Consider the following 15,909-nt stretch of genomic DNA (forward strand, 5'->3'; position numbering starts at 1 on the left):
GCGACCGCGGTGACGGGGGCCGGTCAGACGGGCAGCGTGGGCGCGGTCCGCGACCGTTCCAGGTCCAGGAGCACCTGCTTGCGCACCACCCCGCCGCCGTAGCCGGTGATCGAGCCGTCCGCCCCCACCACCCGGTGGCAGGGCACGACGATGGACAGCGGGTTGCGGCCGTTGGCGAGGCCGACCGCACGGGAGGCGCCGGGGCGGCCCACGGCCCGGGCGAGCTCGCCGTAGGACCAGGTCCGGCCGTAGGGGATGGCGCGCAGCTGCGCCCAGACCTGCTGCTGGAAGTCGGTGCCCGGGGCGGTCGTCGGCAGGTCGAACCCGGTGCGGTCACCCGCGAAGTACTCCTGGAGCTGACGGGCGGTCTCCCGCAGCACCGGTGGCGCCAGGGCCTCATCGACCGCCTCGCCCAGGTCGTCGGGCGCGTGCCGGTGCTCGGCGAAGAAGACCCCGGTGAGGTGCTCGCCGTCGCTGCGCAGGCGGAGGGGTCCGACCGGGGAGTCGGTGGTGAGGTGGACGGTCATGGGGTCTCCTTGCTGGCCGGGGGTATGCCGTCGCCCCGGCGGGGCGACGGCGCTGGGGTGGCGGGCAGCGTCGCGGCGGCGTGGCCGGAGGCCGCCCACAGGACGGCGGTGGCGTAGCTGCGCCAGGGGCGCCAGGCCTCGGCGTGCTGGAGCAGCCCCGCGCCGGCCGGCACCCCGGCGGCGGCCGCCGTGACCTTGACGCCGAGGTCGGTCGCCGGGAACGCGTCGGGGTCGCCCAGGCCGCGCAGCAGGACCATCTCCGCCGTCCACGGGCCGACGCCGGGCAGCGCGAGCAGCCCCTCGCGCGCCTCCTGCCGGTCGACCCCCGGCCCGAGCCGCAGGTCGCCCTCGGCGAGCGCCCGGGCGACCGTCCGCAGGGTGCGCTGGCGGGACGCCGGCATGGCGGGCATCTGCTCGGCGGGCGCGTCCGCGACGGCCTCCGGGGTGGGGAAGAGGTGGGTCACCGCCCCGGTCATCGGCTCCGGGAGCGGCTCTCCCACCGCCTGGACGAGCCGCGCCGCATGGGTGCCGGCCGCGGCGGTGGAGACCTGCTGGCTCAGGACCACCCGCAGGGCCAGCTCGTCGGCGTCCACGGTCCCCGGCAGCCGGACGCCGGGATGGGCGCGCACGAGCGGGGCCAGCCGCGGATCGGCCCCCAGGTGCTCGTCGACGGCGACCGGGTCGGCGTCGAGGTCCAGGAGCCGTCGGCAGCGTCCGATGGCGGCCGCGAGGTCGGCGACGTCGGTGAGCCGCAGGGTGACACCCACGTGGCGCTCCCCCTCAGCGCCGGGGCGCAGCACGAGCAGGGCCGGCCCGCCGGGCAGGCGCACGGCGCGGGTCAGGGCCCCGTCGGACCAGGCCTCGGGGCCCCGGACCGAGGTCGCCACGAGGTGGCCGAAGAGGCTGGGGACGTGCAGCGGCGGCCGGAACGGCAGCCGCAGGCTGATGCTCACGGGGGCGGGACCGCCCGGCCGGTCACCCGCGGGCGACCCACGAGCCGGACGCCGGCGCCGCGCGGCGGCGCGCAGCTCGGAGGGCGCGGCGGCATACACCTCGCGCACCGTGGCGTTGAACGAGCGGGTGCTGGAGAAGCCGGCGGCGTGGGCGACGTCGACCATCGTCAGCGTCGTCCCCTCGATGAGCAGCCGTGCGGCCTGGGCGCGCTGGGCCCGGGCGAGGGCGAGCGGCCCCGCGCCGAGCTCGGCCTGCACGAGCCGCTCGAGCTGGCGCACCGAGTAGCCCAGCCGGGCCGCCAGACCGGAGACCCCCTCCCGGTCCACCACCCCGTCGGCGACCAGCCGCACCGCCCGGGCCACGACGTCCCCGCGCACGTGCCACTGCGGGGACCCCGGGGTCGCGTCCGGGAGGCAGCGCTTGCAGGCCCGGAAGCCGGCCCCCTGGGCGGCCGCCGCGCTGGGGTAGAAGCGCATGTTGCGCACCTGCGGCGTGATGGCCGGACAGCTGGGTCGGCAGTAGATCCTCGTGCTCAGGACCCCGGTGACGAACCAGCCGTCGAACCGGGGGTCCTTGCTGCGCACGACCGCGGCGCAGCGGTCGTGGTCGAGGTGGAGGGAGGTGCGCACCTCTCCATGGTGCGGCACCCGACCCGGTGGGTCTAGCAGGAAAACGACATCACAGCACGGGCTCCCCGTCGGCCACCTTCTGCCGCACCCGACGCCGCTCGGCCAGGACCCCGGCCTCGAAGGTGGCGGTGACGAGCAGGGTGAGAGCGACGAGGGGCAGGACGAAGATCACCATGATGATCTCGAAGCCCTGCAGCGCCTCGTGCCGGGTCGCGTTGAGGACGACGAAGGCGGTGTAGGCGGCGTAGAGGAGCACGAAGAGGCCACCCTCCCAGCGGGCGACCGCGAAGCCGGTGAAGACCACCGGCGCGAGCGCCACCGAGGCGGCGACCATGAGCGGGATGTCGAGGGCGATCGCCGGGAACGGCACCGGCAGCCCGCCGGAGGAGATGATCGCGGGCACGCCGAGCACCAGACCGATGTTGGCGATGCAGCTGCCGACGACATTGCCGACCGCGAGGTCGCGCTCGCCGCGGACCGCGGCGATGACGGACGCCGCCAGCTCGGGCAGCGAGGTGCCCACGGCGACCACGGTCAGCCCGACGACGAGACCGCTGACGCCGAGCGCCTCGGCGATGTTCACCGCACCCGCGACCAGGAGGTTGGCGCCGAGCACCAGCAGCGCCACCCCGCCGACCACGAGACCCAGGGCCGGGAGGACCCCCATCGGCTCCCCCTCGCGGGCCGCCGGGGCCCGACGTTTGCGCAGCTCCCGGCGCTGCTTCCTCCTGCCGACGACGACGGTGAGGACGGTGTGGGCGACCATGACGCCCAGCAGGAGCAGCCCCTCGACGGTCGAGATCACCCCGTCGAGCGCGACGAGCAGCAGCGCCACCGACAGCCCGACCATGACGGGCACGTCGATCTTCACCAGCTGCTCGCGCACCGTGAGCGGCAGCACGAGTGCCGCGATCCCGAGGATGAGCAGGATGTTGGCGATGTTGGAGCCCACGACATTGCCCACCGCGAGCTCGGGCTGCCCGTCGAGGACCGCTCCGACGGTGACCGCGAACTCCGGCGCGGAGGTCGCGACGGACACCACGGTGAGGCCGACCACCAGGGGGCTGAGGCCGAGGCGGGTGGCGAGGTTGGAGGCCCCGCGCACCAGGAACTCCCCGCCCACGACGAGCAGGACGAGGCCACCCAGGATCCGGGCGATGTCGAGAAGGTCCACGATGCGGCACCCTAGTGGGATGAGCGCCCCGGCACCTCCCCACGGGACCACGGGATGGGAGCCGGCCTGGCAGGAGGCGCTCTACGGCCCCGGCGGTTTCTACCGCGCGAGCGCCCCGGGCGCCCACTTCGCGACCTCGGCCCAGGGCATCCCCGGGGGTGGGGAGCTGCTGGCCGCGGCGGTCGTCGCCCTCGCGCACCGGCACGGCTGCCGGCGCGTCGTCGACGTCGGGTGCGGCCGCGGCGAGCTGCTCACGCAGGTCCGGCGGCTGGACCCGTCGCTGCACCTGACCGGGGTCGACGTCGTCCCGCGACCCGCGGGTCTCGACGTCGACGCGTGGCTCGTCTCCCCCGGCGGTGCGGCCCTGCCCGACGGGCTGCGCGACCTCCCCGAGACCCTGGTCGTCGCGCACGAGTGGCTGGACGTCGTCCCGTGCCCGGTGGTGGCCCGCGACGGAACGGGGGTATGGCGTTCCCTCGCCGTCGCCGCGGACGGCACCGAGCACCTCGGTCCCGTCGTGCGCGGCGACGACCTCGCCTGGGTGCGCCGCTGGCTCGACGACGACGGCGACGACCTGCCGGGCCGGCGCGGCGAGGTGGGCCTGCCCAGGGAGGCGGCGCTCGCCGACCTCCTGGGCCGGGTCCGCAGCGGTCTGGTGGTGGTGGTCGACTACGGCCACACGGCGGACGACCGGCCGCCGCACGGCACCCTCACCGGGTTCCGCGGCGGTCGCGAGGTCGCGCCGGTGCCCGACGGCAGCTGCGACGTGACGGCCCACGTCGCCGTCGACGCCCTCCTCGCCTCGCTCTGCACCGGACGCACGGGAGGCCCGTCGCGGCTGGTCCGCCAGCGTGACCTCCTGCGCGAGCTCCTCGGCGATCCCGGCCCCCCGGTGCCGCACGCGCTCGCGCGGAGCGACCCACCGGCATACCTCGGAGGCCTCGCCCGGCGCGCCGCCCTGACCACGCTGACCGGCGGAGCCCTGGGCGACTTCTGGTGGCTGCTCGTGCCGATGGAGCGGCAGCCCGGCGACGCCCCGCCCCCGGCATAGGGTGAGGGCGTGAGCACCCGAGACGTGGACGTGACCCTGGGCGCCGCCGGCGTGGGCGGGCTCTCGACCACCGAGATGGTGCTCAACATCGGCCCGCAGCACCCGGCGACCCACGGCGTGCTGCGGCTGCGCATCACGGCCGACGGCGAGCGCATCACGGCCGCCGAGCCGGTCATCGGCTACATGCACCGGGGAGCCGAGAAGCTCTTCGAGGTCCGGGACTACCGGCAGATCATGGTGCTCGCCAACCGCCACGACTGGCTCTCGGCCTTCAACAACGAGGTGGGGGTCGCGCTCACCGTCGAGCACCTGCTCGGCATGGAGGTGCCCGAGCGGGCGACCTGGACGCGCACGCTGCTCAGCGAGCTCGGCCGGGTCCTCAACCACCTCATGTTCCTCGGGTCCTACCCGCACGAGCTCGGCGCCATCACCCCGATGTTCTACTCCTTCCGCGAGCGGGAGGAGATCCAGGCCGTCATGGAGGAGTTCTCCGGCGGCCGGATGCACTTCATGGCCACCCGGGTCGGCGGGCTGCTGCACGACCTTCCCGAGGGCTGGCTGGACCGGGTCGACGCCGCGGTCGCGACCGTCCGCGGCCGGATGCCGGACCTCACCGGCCTGGTGCTGGGCAACGAGATCCTGCAGGGGCGCACCCGCGGGGTCGGCGTGCTCGACCTCGAGACGGTGCTGGGGTACGGCGTGTCCGGCCCGATCGCGCGCGCCTCCGGGCTCGACGTGGACCTGCGGCGCGACGAGCCCTACCTCGCCTACGCCGAGCTCTTCGCCGAGGGCGGCCCCGGGCGGGTGGTGACCCGGGAGGCGGGCGACTGCTACGCCCGGCTCGAGGTGCTGGCCGAGCAGATCGACGTCAGCCTCGACCTCGTCGAGGCGTGCACCGCCCGGTTGCGCGAGCTGGGCGAGGGCCCGGTGAGCACCCGGCTGCCGAAGAAGCTCAAGGTGCCGGCCGGCGAGCACTGGTTCGCGGCGGAGAACCCGCTCGGCTTCAACGGCTACTACCTCGTCAGCCGCGGCGACACCGTGCCGCACCGGCTCAAGCTGCGCTCGGCGTCCTTCAACAACGTGCAGGTGCTCAGCGAGATGCTGCCCGGCACCGTCGTCGCCGACATGGTGGCCATCCTGGGGTCGATGTTCTTCGTCGTCGGGGACATCGACAAGTAGTTCTGGACATCGGTTCCTGGGGCCCGCTCCCCAGAAGGCCATGTCCAGAAGGCGATATCCAGAAGGCGTGGGGGCGGACCGGCACGTCCGGCCCCCTGCGCTCGCCGGGGCGGCTCAGCCGTAGGCGAGGTCGCCGTCGCTGACCCCGTCGTCATCGTCGTCGTCGTGCTCGGTCGGCGGGATGCGGCACCACGCCTGGCCGAGGTACCCGGCCGCCGAGAGGCCCAGGGCCACCGCGGCGTGCACGAGCCCCCACACCAGCTGCACCCGCTCGCTCGGGACGTCGGCGTTGGGCAGGTGGACCAGGGCGTTCGCGGCATACCACCCGAGCAGCGCGGCGCCGCCCAGCGCGGCGGCCTGCGCTCCCACGAGGGTGCCCCGTCCGCGCTGCGGGGAGGGACGCACGCTGCCGCGGCCGAGGAGGTAGCGCCGGATCTGCCAGCACATGACGAGGACGAGCAGGGCCACGGCGACGAGCGGGACGAGCCCGATCCAGGAGATGGCCGGGTAGCCGCCGCCGAGCGAGCGCACCACCTGCAGCAGCAGCCAGCTGGCCATCGCGGTGAGCACGGCGAGGACTCCGCCCGTGCCGACGCGCACCCCGTCCGGCGAGCTCACCGCGGGTCCTCGACCGGCGCCACGGCCTGCCCGGACAGCTCGGGTATGACGTCGCGCACGGCCACCACCCGGTCACCGACACGCAGGGTCGCCGCCGGGTCGACGTCGTCCCAGGGCACGAGCACGAAGGCGCGTTCCCGGGCGCGCGGGTGCGGCAGCGTCAGGTGCGGGTCGTCACTGCGCACGTCGCCGTCGGTCGCGGGGTCGCCGTACTGCACGAGGTCGAGGTCCAGGGTCCGTGCCTCCCAGCGCACGTCGCGGGTGCGTCCCAGGTCGGCCTCGACCCGGTGGAGGGCCGCGAGGAGCGCGGCGGGAGCGAGGCTGGTGCGGGCGACCGCGACGGCGTTGACGTAGTCCGGCTGCCCGGCGACCGCCTCACCACCCACCGGGGCCGTCCGGAAGGACCGGGACACCCGGACGCGGTGGAGGCCGCGCATCCGGCGCAGCCGGCGCGCCGCCCGGGCCACGGTCGCCGTCGGCTCCGACCCGTCGGGGCCGGGGAGGTTGGCCCCCAGCGCGATGACCACGGGCACGTCCGTGCGCCGACGCACCACGACGGCGACGTCGTCGAAGGGCACCCCCACGGGCGCCTGCGGCTTGTGCACGGTGACCTCGACCGCCTCGACGAGGGGGTGCACCAGCACGCGGGCGGCGATCTCCTCGGCGACGGTCTCGACGAGGTCGCGCGGCTCGCCCTCGACCACGGCGACGACCTCGGCGGCCACCGCGCCGTAGTCCACCGTCCGGGACAGGTCGTCGGTCGCACCCGCGGCGGCGAGGTCGACCTCGAGGGTCACGTCCACGACGAAGTCCTGCCCGTCGCGCCGCTCGTGCGCGAAGACCCCGTGGTGCCCGCGGGCCCGGACCCCGGTGAGGCGGATGAGGTCACCGCGCACCGGCAGCCCCCTGCGTGAGCTCCCACACCGCGAGCGCGTCGCGGGTCGGGCCCACCTCGTGCACCCGCACCGCCCAGGCGCCCGCCTGCGCGGCCAGCAGGCTCGTCGCGGCCGTCGCGGCGTCGCGCTCCGCAGGTGCGGTCGGCTCGTCGGGCAGCGGCGCCCCGGGCCGCGCGGGCAACCGGCCGAGGAAGCGCTTGCGCGAGGCCCCGACGAGCACCGGCAGCCCGAGGGCGACGACCCGGTCCAGCCCAGCCAGCAGCGTCCAGTTGTGCCCCGCGTCCTTGGAGAAGCCGAGGCCCGGGTCCAGCACCAGCTGCTCCTCGCGCACCCCCAGCCCGACCAGCTCGTCCACCCGGTCGCCGAGCTCGCCGCAGACCTCCCCCACGACGTCGTCGTAGTGGTGGGTGGCGGTGGGGTCGCTCAGCAGCCCCCGCCAGTGCATGACGACGTAGCGGGCACCGGTCTGCGCGACCATCGGCCCCATCTCGGGGTCGCCCAGACCACCGGACACGTCGTTGACGAGGACCGCCCCCGCCTCCAGCGCCGCCTGCGCGACGGAGGCGCGCATGGTGTCGATCGACACGGCATACCCCTGCTGCGCGAGCGCGGAGACGACCGGCAGGACGCGATCGCGCTCCTCGTCCTCCGAGGGACGGCTGCTGCCGGGACGCGTCGACTCGCCCCCGACGTCGACGAGCTCGGCGCCGGCGGCCACGAGGTCGCGCCCCCGGGCGACCGCAGCCGCGGGGTCGACGAAGCGGCCCCCGTCGCTGAAGGAGTCGGGCGTGACGTTGACGACGCCCATGATCGAGGTGTGCCGGTGGCTCACGGCGTCCTCAGCGCCCGGTGATGAGGCTCATCGCCTCGGCGCGGGTGGCCTGGTTGCGCAGCTGGCCGCGGACGGTGGACGTGACGGTGCGGGCCCCGGGGCGGCGCACGCCGCGCATGGACATGCACAGGTGCTCGGCCTCGACGACGACGAGGACGCCGCGGGGGGCGAGGTGCTCGACCAGGGCGTCGGCGACCTGGGTGGTCAGCCGCTCCTGGACCTGGGGCCGGCGGGCGTAGACGTCGACGAGCCGGGCCAGCTTGGACAGCCCGACGACCCGACCGTCACGCCCGGGGATGTAGGCGACGTGGGCCGTGCCGTGGAAGGGCACGAGGTGGTGCTCGCAGACGCTGTAGAGCTCGATGTCCTTGACGAGGATCATCTCGTCGTGGTCGACGTCGAAGGTGGTGCCGAGGACCTCCCGGGCGTCCTGCTGCAGCCCGCCGAAGATCTCGGCGTAGGAGCGGGCCACCCGGGCCGGGGTGCCCTGCAGCCCGTCCCGGTCGGGGTCCTCGCCGACCGCGAGCAGGATCTCGCGGACCGCGGCCTCGATCCTGGCGTGGTCGACCGGCCCGCTCGCGGGCGGCTCGCCCGCCCCCGGCTCAGGCGTGACCGGGGTCGACATGGCCACCCTCGGGCACCTGGACCACCTCGGACGGGGGGTTCTCGTCCCCGGCCTCGGTCAGCGGGTGATGGCCGTTGGCCATGGCCCGCCGCTCCGCGTCGGTGAGCACCGGGCCCGCCTCGTGGATCGTGCGGGCGTCCGAGGACAGCCACACCGGCCGCACGGGGCGCTTGCGGATGTCGGTGAAGACCGCGGCGATCGCGTCGGCGTTGAGCGTCTCCTTCTCGAGCAGCTCCAGCACGAGGGCGTCGAGGATGTCGCGGTTGTCGTTGAGCGCGTGCCAGGCCTCGTCGTGCGCGGCCTCGATGAGCCGGCGCACCTCCTGGTCGACGACACCGGCGAGGTTCTCGGAGTAGTCGCGCTCGTGGCCCATGTCGCGCCCGAGGAAGACCTCTCCCCCGGCCGAGCCGAGCTTGACCGCGCCGACCCGCTCCGACATCCCGAACTGGGTGACCATCTTGCGGGCCAGACCGGTCGCCTTCTCGATGTCGTTGGCGGCGCCGGTGGTGGGGTCGTGGAAGACCAGCTCCTCGGCCACCCGGCCACCGAGGGCGTAGGCGAGCTGGTCCAGCAGCTCGTTCCGGGTGGTGGAGTACTTGTCGTCCGCGGGCAGCACCATGGTGTAGCCGAGCGCCCGGCCCCGGGGCAGGATGGTCACCTTGCTCACCGGGTCGGTGTGGTTCATCGCCGCGGCGACGAGGGCGTGGCCGCCCTCGTGGTAGGCGGTGATCTTCTTCTCCTTGGCGCTCATGACCCGGGTCCGCTTCTGCGGGCCGGCCATGACGCGGTCGATCGCCTCGTCGAGGTCGGCGTCGGTGATGACCTGCTCGTTCTTGCGGGCGGTGAGCAGGGCGGCCTCGTTGAGCACGTTGGCCAGGTCGGCGCCGGAGAAGCCCGGCGTGCGCCGCGCGATCGCCATGAGGTCCACGTCGGCCAGCGGCTTGCCCTTGCCGTGCACCTGCAGGATGTGCAGGCGGCCCAGCATGTCGGGTGCCTCGACCGCGATCTGCCGGTCGAAACGGCCCGGGCGCAGGAGCGCGGGGTCCAGGATGTCGGGCCGGTTGGTGGCGGCGATGAGGATGACGTTGGTCTTGACGTCGAAGCCGTCCATCTCGACGAGCAGCTGGTTGAGGGTCTGCTCCCGCTCGTCGTGACCGCCGCCCATGCCGGCGCCGCGGTGCCGGCCGACGGCGTCGATCTCGTCGACGAAGATGATGGCCGGGGCGTTCTCCTTGGCCTGCTCGAAGAGGTCGCGGACGCGGGAGGCACCCACGCCGACGAACATCTCGACGAAGTCCGAGCCGGAGATGGAGTAGAACGGCACCCCGGCCTCGCCGGCGACCGCGCGGGCCAGGAGGGTCTTGCCGGTGCCGGGCGGGCCGTAGAGCAGCACGCCCTTGGGGATCTTCGCGCCCACCTCGAGGAACTTGCGGGGCTCGGAGAGGAACTCCTTGATCTCGTGCAGCTCCTCCACGGCCTCGTCCGAGCCGGCGACGTCGGCGAAGGTGACCTTGGGCATGTCCTTCGTCGCGAGCTTGGCCTTGGACTTGCCGAACTGCATGACCCCTCGGCCGCCGCCCTGCATCCGGGTCATCAGCCACAGGAAGAGCGCGAGGATGAGCAGCAGCGGCAGGAAGTTGACGAGGATGGAGACGAAGACGTTCTGGCGGGCCGGGTCGTCGGTCCACCGCTCCGAGGGCGGGTTGGCGTCGAGGGCCTCGATGACCTGGGGGCCGCGGGCGTCGACGTAGAACGCCTGGACCTGGTCGGTCTCCCGGACGTCGTCGCTGGAGAACGTCTCCCCGTCGCGCAGGGTGAGGTCGATGCGGTCCGGCGTCACGACCGCCTCGGCGACCTGCCCGTCCTCGATGAGCTGCAGCGCGTCGGCGGTGTCGATCCTGCTGTAGGGGCTCTGCGACAGCAGCGAGTACCACAGGATGCCCAGGCCGAGGAAGAGGAAGACCCACATCCACGGGCTGGGCTTGGGCCGCTTGCTGGGCCTGTTGGTCGGGGCAGTGCTCATATCAGTGACGTTCGGGGAGCCACGGGACCCCCCGGTCCTCCTGGTCGGTGGTCCGGCAGTGATTCTTCTGCCCGTCAACGCGCGGCAGATGGACAGTGTTCCACCTCACCCGAGGGCCGCGCCCCACACCCCGCGCCGGGTGCGGTGGCACCCGCCCCTCGCCGGTCCGCCCAGGACGCCCGACCCCGGGCTACGGTGACGCGTATGACGCCCCTCGGCCTGATCTTCCCGCCCGACCAGCCCCCCGAACGGCTCCGGGAGGTGGCCCGGGCCGCGGAGGAGGCCGGGCTGGACGAGCTGTGGCTGTGGGAGGACTGCTTCAAGGAGAGTGGGATCGCCCCCGCGGCGGCCGCCCTCGCGTGGACCTCGACCCTGCGGGTCGGCATCGCCCTCATGCCGGTGCCGCTGCGCAACGTCGCGCTCACCGCGATGGAGATCGCGACCCTGGCGCGGCTCTTCCCCGGGCGCTTCCTCCCGGCGGTCGGTCACGGGGTGCAGAGCTGGATGGGGCAGACCGGCACCCGGGTCGACTCGCCCATGACGCTGCTGCGCGAGCAGGTCAAGGCGCTGCAGTGCCTGCTGCACGGGGAGCAGGTGTCGCGGCAGGGGCGCTACGTCCCCCTCGAGGAGGTGGCGCTGGACTGGCCGCCCGCGCAGGTGCCTCCGCTGCTGGTGGGCGCCCAGGGGCCCCGGACCCTGGCGCTGGCCGGCGAGCTCGGCGACGGGGTGGTCGTGGACGTGGCCGAGCACCTGCCGCGGGCCGCGGCGGCGGTGCGCGACGCCCGGGCCCGCGCGGGTCGGGAGGGGGAGCCGGACGTGCTCGTCTTCCAGCCCGTGGCCCAGGGGACCCCGCCCGAGGAGGTCGCCGAGCTGGTGCGCGCCCGGGTCGCCGAGGGCGCACGGCGGGTGGCCGTCACCGTGGTCACGGCTCCGGGTGGCCCTGCGGAGCCGGGCCCCGCGCTGCTGGACGCCGTCCCGACGCTGGGCCGCGCCCGAGAGCTGCTCGCTCAGCTGTAGACGTGCGGGGCCAGGGTGCCGATGACGCGCAGGTTGCGGTACTTCTCGGCGTAGTCGAGGCCGTAGCCCACGACGAACGCGTCGGGGATGTCGAACCCGACGTAGCGCGTGTCGATCTCCACCTTGGCGGCCTCCGGCTTGCGGAGCAGGGTGCAGATCTCCAGGCTGGCCGGGCCGCGGGAGCGCAGGTTGGCGCTGATCCACGACAGCGTGAGGCCGGAGTCGATGATGTCCTCGACGATGAGCACGTGCCGCCCGGTGATGTCGGTGTCCAGGTCCTTGAGGATCCGCACCACCCCGCTGCTCTTGGTGCCGGAGCCGTAGCTGGAGACGGCCATCCAGTCCATCTCGGCCGAGCCGGGCAGGGCCCGCATGAAGTCGGCCATGACCATGATCGCGCCCTTGAGCACACCCACGAGGAGCACGTCCTTGTCGTGGTAGTCCGCCCACACCTCCTCGGCCAGCTCGGCGAGGCGGCCCTGGATCTGCTCCTCGGTGTACATCACCTCGGCCAGGTCCTCACCCATGTGCTGTGCGTCCACGCAGCCTGCTCCTTCGTCGTCCGGCGCTGACGACCCGGGCGGTCACGCACCCGCGTCGGACCCCATCCAACTACGCCTCCCGGTGCAGCCGCACCCCCTCCCCCGTCCGGGCGGCCCGGACCCCGCCCGGCAGGTGCAGCGGTCCCTGCCCGCGCCAGTCGGTGACGAGGGCGTCGACGGCCCGCAGGTGCTCCCCGGTGAGGTCGGTGCCGGGGCTGCCCTGCTCGAGCGCCACCCGCCGCCACAACCGGGTGCGGACCGCCCGGGGCAGCACCGCCAGGGCCGGGGCTCCCCACGGCTGCTCACCCAGGTCGAGGTATGCCGTGTCCGCCAGCGCGTCCAGCGCGTCGGCGTCGTCGCGCAGCAGGTCGGCGGATCGCGCCAGGTTGCCGGCCAGGCCGGGGCCGAGGTCGCCCTCGAGCTGCGCGAGCGCCTGCCGCGCCCGGACCCGGGCGAAGCGGCGGTCCTCGTTGTGCGGGTCCCGGTAGGGCGCCAGGCCCAGCACCGCGCAGGCGTCCGCGGTCTGCTGCCGGGAGAGCCCGAGCAGGGGCCGGCCGAGCAGCAGGCCCTCGCCCAGGGGTCGACGGGCGACCATGCCCGCCAGCGAGCGGGCGCCGGACCCCCGGGCCAGGCCGAGCAGGACCTGCTCGGCCTGGTCGTCGCGGGTGTGCCCCAGCAGCACCGCGGCGGCGCCGAGCCGTCGCGCGCCGTCGGCCAGCGCGGCATACCTCGCCCTCCGCGCGTCCGCCTCCGGACCGGCGCCCGAGGACGGCACCACCACCGGGACCACCTCCACGGGCGACCCGCCGGGGAGCAGCGACCGGCACCGGTCCGCGGCCTCCCTGGCCACGTCCGCCGACCCGGGCTGCAGCCCGTGGTCGACGACGACGGCGCCGACGGCATACCCCGCGCGGGGGGCGACGAAGCCGGTCGCCGCCGTCAGCGCCAGCGAGTCGGCCCCGCCGGAGCACGCGAGCAGCACCCGTGCCCCCGGCTCCAGGCCGCTGCCGTCCAGCCACCGGCGCACCGCGACACGGGCCTCCGCCAGGGCCGGGGGCGGTCCGGGCACCGGCTCAGCCGTGGACGCGGGCGACCCACGCCTGCGGGTCGGCGATCTCGGTCGGCCGGGGCAGGGTCTCCGGCGAGGTCCAGACGTGGTTGAACCCCTCCACACCGACCTGGTCCTGGACCGCGCGGACGAAGATCGCGCCGTCCTTGTACTGCCGCATCTTGGCCTCCATGCCCAGCAGCCGGCGCAGCAGCGTGTCGATGTTGCCCGCGCCCTTGCGCCGCTGCGTGAACCGGCGGCGGATCTCGGCCACCGACGGGATGACGCTGGGGCCGACCTCGTCCATGACCACGTCGGCATGACCCTCGAGCAGGGACATGACAGCGGTGACCTCGGCGAGCTTCTCCCGCTGCTCGGGCGTGGCGACGACCTGGGTGATGTCCACCTCGCCACGGACGACGCCGGGCAGGGCGGCCGCGATCTCCCGCAGCCGCTGACCGAGGTCCTCCGGCTCGGGCATGATCCGGGTGCCCATGCTGCGGGCCCGCTCGATGAGGTGCTCGCGCAGCCAGGGCACCGCGGTGAACTGCACCCGGTGGGTCTCCTCGTGCATGGCGACCCACAGCCGGAAGTCCCCGGGGTCCACCCCGAGCTCGCGCTCGGCCGCGAGGATGTTGGGCGCGACGAACATGAGGGAGGGGGTGCCCTGCGGGGAGAGGTCGTACTGGCCCAGCACCTTCGTCGAGATCCAGGAGAGCAGACCGGCGACCTCGGTGCCGGTGACCTTGGCCGAGATGGCCTGCGAGGTGGCGCCGAGGTCCGGCAGCTCCCGGCCGGCGCGCTGCGCCCGGGCCCGGTCGGCGGCCCGCTTCTTGCGCACGACCTCGTCGAGGACGGGAGCGAGCATGGCGTCCATCGAGGCGCAGTTGGCCCGGATCCAGCCCGCCCGGTCGACGACCAGCGCCTCGGGGGTGCCGGGAGGGGTGGACAGCCGGGCGGTCGTGGCGACCGGGTCCACGGCCCGCGCCGCGGCGGACCGCAGGTCGCCGACCAGCTCGGTGATCTCGCGCCGGCTCGCCCTGGGCCCGGGGGGCGCCAGCCGCGCGGCGGCCGCGGCGGCGAAGTCCCAGTCCACGAGGGCGCTGCCCCGCACGTCGTCGAGGGGAGCGTCGTCGGTGGTGGCGGGATGGTCGCTCATGCGGTGACGGTATGCGTTCGCGCGCCCCCGCGGCGACCCGGGACGCTCAGCAGCCGCACCGGGCGAGGTCGGCGACCACCTCGTCGAGCACCGAGGCCGCCTCGATCGCGGCCGCGCCCTGGTCGATGTCGTCCGCGGTCAGGGCGTAGACGAGCAGGCGCCCGTCGCGCGTCACGACCGTGCCCGCGAGCGAGCTGACCCCGGGCAGGGTGCCGGTCTTGGCGCGGGCGTTGCCGACCGCCGGGTCGTGGACGTCGAGGTGGAACCGGGTGGCGAGGGTGCCGGTGTAGCCGGCGATCGGCAGGCCGCCCGCGGCGAGCACCTCCTGCAGCCGGGGGTGGGAGCCGTCGGCGCCGGCCACGAGGACGTCGGCGACGGCGGCGACCGGGATGAGCGTGCCGTCGGAGAGCCCGCTGGCGTCCGTGATGCGCACGCCGGTCATGTCCAGCCCGTAGTCCTCGACCATGGTCCGGCGGATCCAGGCGGTGACCGACTCCTGGTCGGCCGCCTCGCCGTCGGCCACCGCGGCCTGCCGGGCCAGCTGCTCGACCATGGCGTTGTCGCTGGTCGCCAGCGCCAGGGCCAGCACGTCGCGGGCCGCCGCGGACTCCACGGTGGCGAGCTCGCGGGCGTCGTCCGCCACCTGCACCTCCGCCGCGCGGGCGTCGTCGTCCCCGGCACCCTCGACGTCGACGCCCTCCTCCGCGAGCGCCTCCCGGAACACCCGGGCCACCTGCTGCTCGGGCGCCCGGGGTGAGGGGTTGAAGGGCCGGGCGCGGTCCACCGAGCGGCCGATCTGCACGATGCGGCCGGCGTAGCCCTCCTCGAGCCAGCGGTCGATCCACGTGGGCATGGCGTGCGGGCCCTCGACGTAGGTCAGGTCCAGGCTCACCCGCACCGGCCCCTCCGGGGCCTCACCGGACCCCTGCGCGGACCCGAGCGAGGCCGCGGTCTGCGCGGCCAGGTCGGCGATCCCGGCGTGCCCGGCGACGGCCTCGGGGTCGCCGTCCCCGTCGGCGAGCAGCATGTCCCCGCCCGCGACGAGGACCACCTCACCCGGGTCGGCGCCCGCGACCACCCGCGTGGTGAAGGTGTGGTTCCCCGGCAGCCCGGTGACGACCGCCGCGGCGGCGAGCAGCTTGGTCGTCGAGGCGGGGGTGACCAGCCGGGAGGAGTAGCGGTCGCCCAACGGTTCGCCGGTGAGCGCGTCCCGGATGGCCACGGCGCGCCGCGTCGTGCCGCCCAGCCAGGTGCTGTCCAGTTCGTCGCTGATCTGCCCGGACACGGCGCCGCGGTCCGGCACCGGCGCCGCGGTGACCGGCCCGAGGGGCTCCGTGGCGGGCGTGATCCGCGGCCGCACCTCGCCCGGGGACGGCGCGGCGTCCGCCGTGCTGCCGGCCCCGTCCTGCGCCGGCGGCTCCTGCGTGGCGCCCGCCTGCTCGACCGCGGTGGCGCGCGGGTCGCCCGCACCGGGCGCGAGCGCGCCGAGGGCCACCACGAGCGCGGTGACCCCGGCGAGGGCATACCGTGTGCTGAGGCGGGGGGTGCTGCGCAGACCTTCCACCGACGTGCTCGACCTCCGTCGTCCCGGACCCCCAGGATGAGGGACACTGGGGGCCGAGCCTATGCCGTCCC

At 75.0% G+C, this 15,909-nt stretch carries 15 protein-coding genes; 3 read left to right on the forward strand and 12 right to left on the reverse strand.

The window, feature by feature from the left end; genetic code table 11:
- Positions 1–23: 23 nt before the first annotated feature.
- The 3 genes from Q0967_RS02875 to Q0967_RS02885 are packed head-to-tail and all read right to left on the reverse strand — an operon-like array spanning position 24 to position 3,284.
- The gene (locus Q0967_RS02875) at positions 24–527 is read right to left on the reverse strand and encodes a methylated-DNA--[protein]-cysteine S-methyltransferase (RefSeq protein ID WP_298749042.1); all 504 of its coding nucleotides are present in this window, start codon (positions 525–527) and stop codon (positions 24–26) included.
- The gene (locus tag Q0967_RS02880; RefSeq protein ID WP_298749043.1) at positions 524–2,110 is read right to left on the reverse strand and encodes a DNA-3-methyladenine glycosylase 2 family protein; all 1,587 of its coding nucleotides are present in this window, start codon (positions 2,108–2,110) and stop codon (positions 524–526) included. The genes Q0967_RS02875 and Q0967_RS02880 overlap by 4 nt, the downstream gene beginning before the upstream one ends.
- 49 nt (positions 2,111–2,159) lie before the next feature.
- Positions 2,160–3,284 carry a calcium/sodium antiporter gene (locus tag Q0967_RS02885; RefSeq protein ID WP_298749044.1) on the reverse strand — a complete coding sequence of 375 codons (1,125 nt, stop codon included), beginning with the start codon at positions 3,282–3,284 and terminating at the stop codon, positions 2,160–2,162.
- Between the two features lie 19 nt (positions 3,285–3,303).
- On the opposite strand from Q0967_RS02885, the gene Q0967_RS02890 reads away from it, so the two are divergent.
- On the forward strand, positions 3,304–4,335 hold the full coding sequence (locus Q0967_RS02890; protein WP_298749045.1) for an SAM-dependent methyltransferase: 1,032 nt from the start codon (positions 3,304–3,306) through the stop codon (positions 4,333–4,335).
- A 9-nt stretch (positions 4,336–4,344) separates the two neighbouring features.
- The gene (locus tag Q0967_RS02895) at positions 4,345–5,514 is read left to right on the forward strand and encodes an NADH-quinone oxidoreductase subunit D (protein WP_298749046.1); all 1,170 of its coding nucleotides are present in this window, start codon (positions 4,345–4,347) and stop codon (positions 5,512–5,514) included.
- A gap of 114 nt (positions 5,515–5,628) precedes the next feature.
- On the opposite strand, the gene Q0967_RS02900 is transcribed toward Q0967_RS02895, so the two are convergent.
- The 5 genes from Q0967_RS02900 to ftsH are packed head-to-tail and all read right to left on the reverse strand — an operon-like array spanning position 5,629 to position 10,454.
- Positions 5,629–6,132 carry a DUF3180 domain-containing protein gene (locus Q0967_RS02900; RefSeq protein ID WP_298749047.1) on the reverse strand — a complete coding sequence of 168 codons (504 nt, stop codon included), beginning with the start codon at positions 6,130–6,132 and terminating at the stop codon, positions 5,629–5,631.
- Positions 6,129–7,028 (reverse strand): dihydroneopterin aldolase, encoded by a 900-nt coding sequence (gene folB / locus Q0967_RS02905; RefSeq protein ID WP_298749049.1) that lies wholly within the window; start codon positions 7,026–7,028, stop codon positions 6,129–6,131. Before folB ends, Q0967_RS02900 begins: the two co-directional genes overlap by 4 nt.
- On the reverse strand, positions 7,018–7,860 hold the full coding sequence (folP, locus tag Q0967_RS02910; RefSeq protein WP_298749050.1) for a dihydropteroate synthase: 843 nt from the start codon (positions 7,858–7,860) through the stop codon (positions 7,018–7,020). The genes folB and folP overlap by 11 nt, the downstream gene beginning before the upstream one ends.
- 7 nt (positions 7,861–7,867) lie before the next feature.
- Positions 7,868–8,485, reverse strand: coding sequence for a GTP cyclohydrolase I FolE (folE, locus tag Q0967_RS02915; protein WP_298749051.1), 618 nt, complete (start codon positions 8,483–8,485; stop codon positions 7,868–7,870).
- Positions 8,463–10,454, reverse strand: coding sequence for an ATP-dependent zinc metalloprotease FtsH (gene ftsH / locus Q0967_RS02920; RefSeq protein WP_298749111.1), 1,992 nt, complete (start codon positions 10,452–10,454; stop codon positions 8,463–8,465). The genes folE and ftsH overlap by 23 nt, the downstream gene beginning before the upstream one ends.
- Before the next feature lie 258 nt (positions 10,455–10,712).
- Here ftsH and Q0967_RS02925 point away from each other — a divergent pair, with 258 nt between their 5' ends.
- Positions 10,713–11,525, forward strand: coding sequence for an LLM class flavin-dependent oxidoreductase (locus Q0967_RS02925; RefSeq protein ID WP_298749052.1), 813 nt, complete (start codon positions 10,713–10,715; stop codon positions 11,523–11,525).
- Here the strand turns inward: Q0967_RS02925 and hpt are convergent.
- The 4 genes from hpt to Q0967_RS02945 all read right to left on the reverse strand — a co-directional run bounded on the left by hpt (position 11,516) and on the right by Q0967_RS02945 (position 15,838).
- Entirely contained in the window at positions 11,516–12,067 is a 552-nt protein-coding gene (gene hpt / locus Q0967_RS02930; RefSeq protein WP_058892107.1) for a hypoxanthine phosphoribosyltransferase, read from the reverse strand. The two genes, Q0967_RS02925 and hpt, sit on opposite strands and share 10 nt — an antisense overlap.
- A gap of 70 nt (positions 12,068–12,137) precedes the next feature.
- On the reverse strand, positions 12,138–13,136 hold the full coding sequence (gene tilS / locus Q0967_RS02935; protein ID WP_298749053.1) for a tRNA lysidine(34) synthetase TilS: 999 nt from the start codon (positions 13,134–13,136) through the stop codon (positions 12,138–12,140).
- A gap of 4 nt (positions 13,137–13,140) precedes the next feature.
- A complete protein-coding gene (locus Q0967_RS02940; RefSeq protein ID WP_298749054.1) occupies positions 13,141–14,274 on the reverse strand; it encodes a zinc-dependent metalloprotease in 1,134 nt (377 codons plus the stop codon).
- A gap of 46 nt (positions 14,275–14,320) precedes the next feature.
- Positions 14,321–15,838 carry a D-alanyl-D-alanine carboxypeptidase/D-alanyl-D-alanine-endopeptidase gene (locus Q0967_RS02945; RefSeq protein ID WP_298749055.1) on the reverse strand — a complete coding sequence of 506 codons (1,518 nt, stop codon included), beginning with the start codon at positions 15,836–15,838 and terminating at the stop codon, positions 14,321–14,323.
- Positions 15,839–15,909: the final 71 nt, after the last annotated feature.

Source organism: uncultured Serinicoccus sp., from assembly GCF_947500995.1.
Lineage (GTDB): Bacteria > Actinomycetota > Actinomycetes > Actinomycetales > Dermatophilaceae > Ornithinicoccus.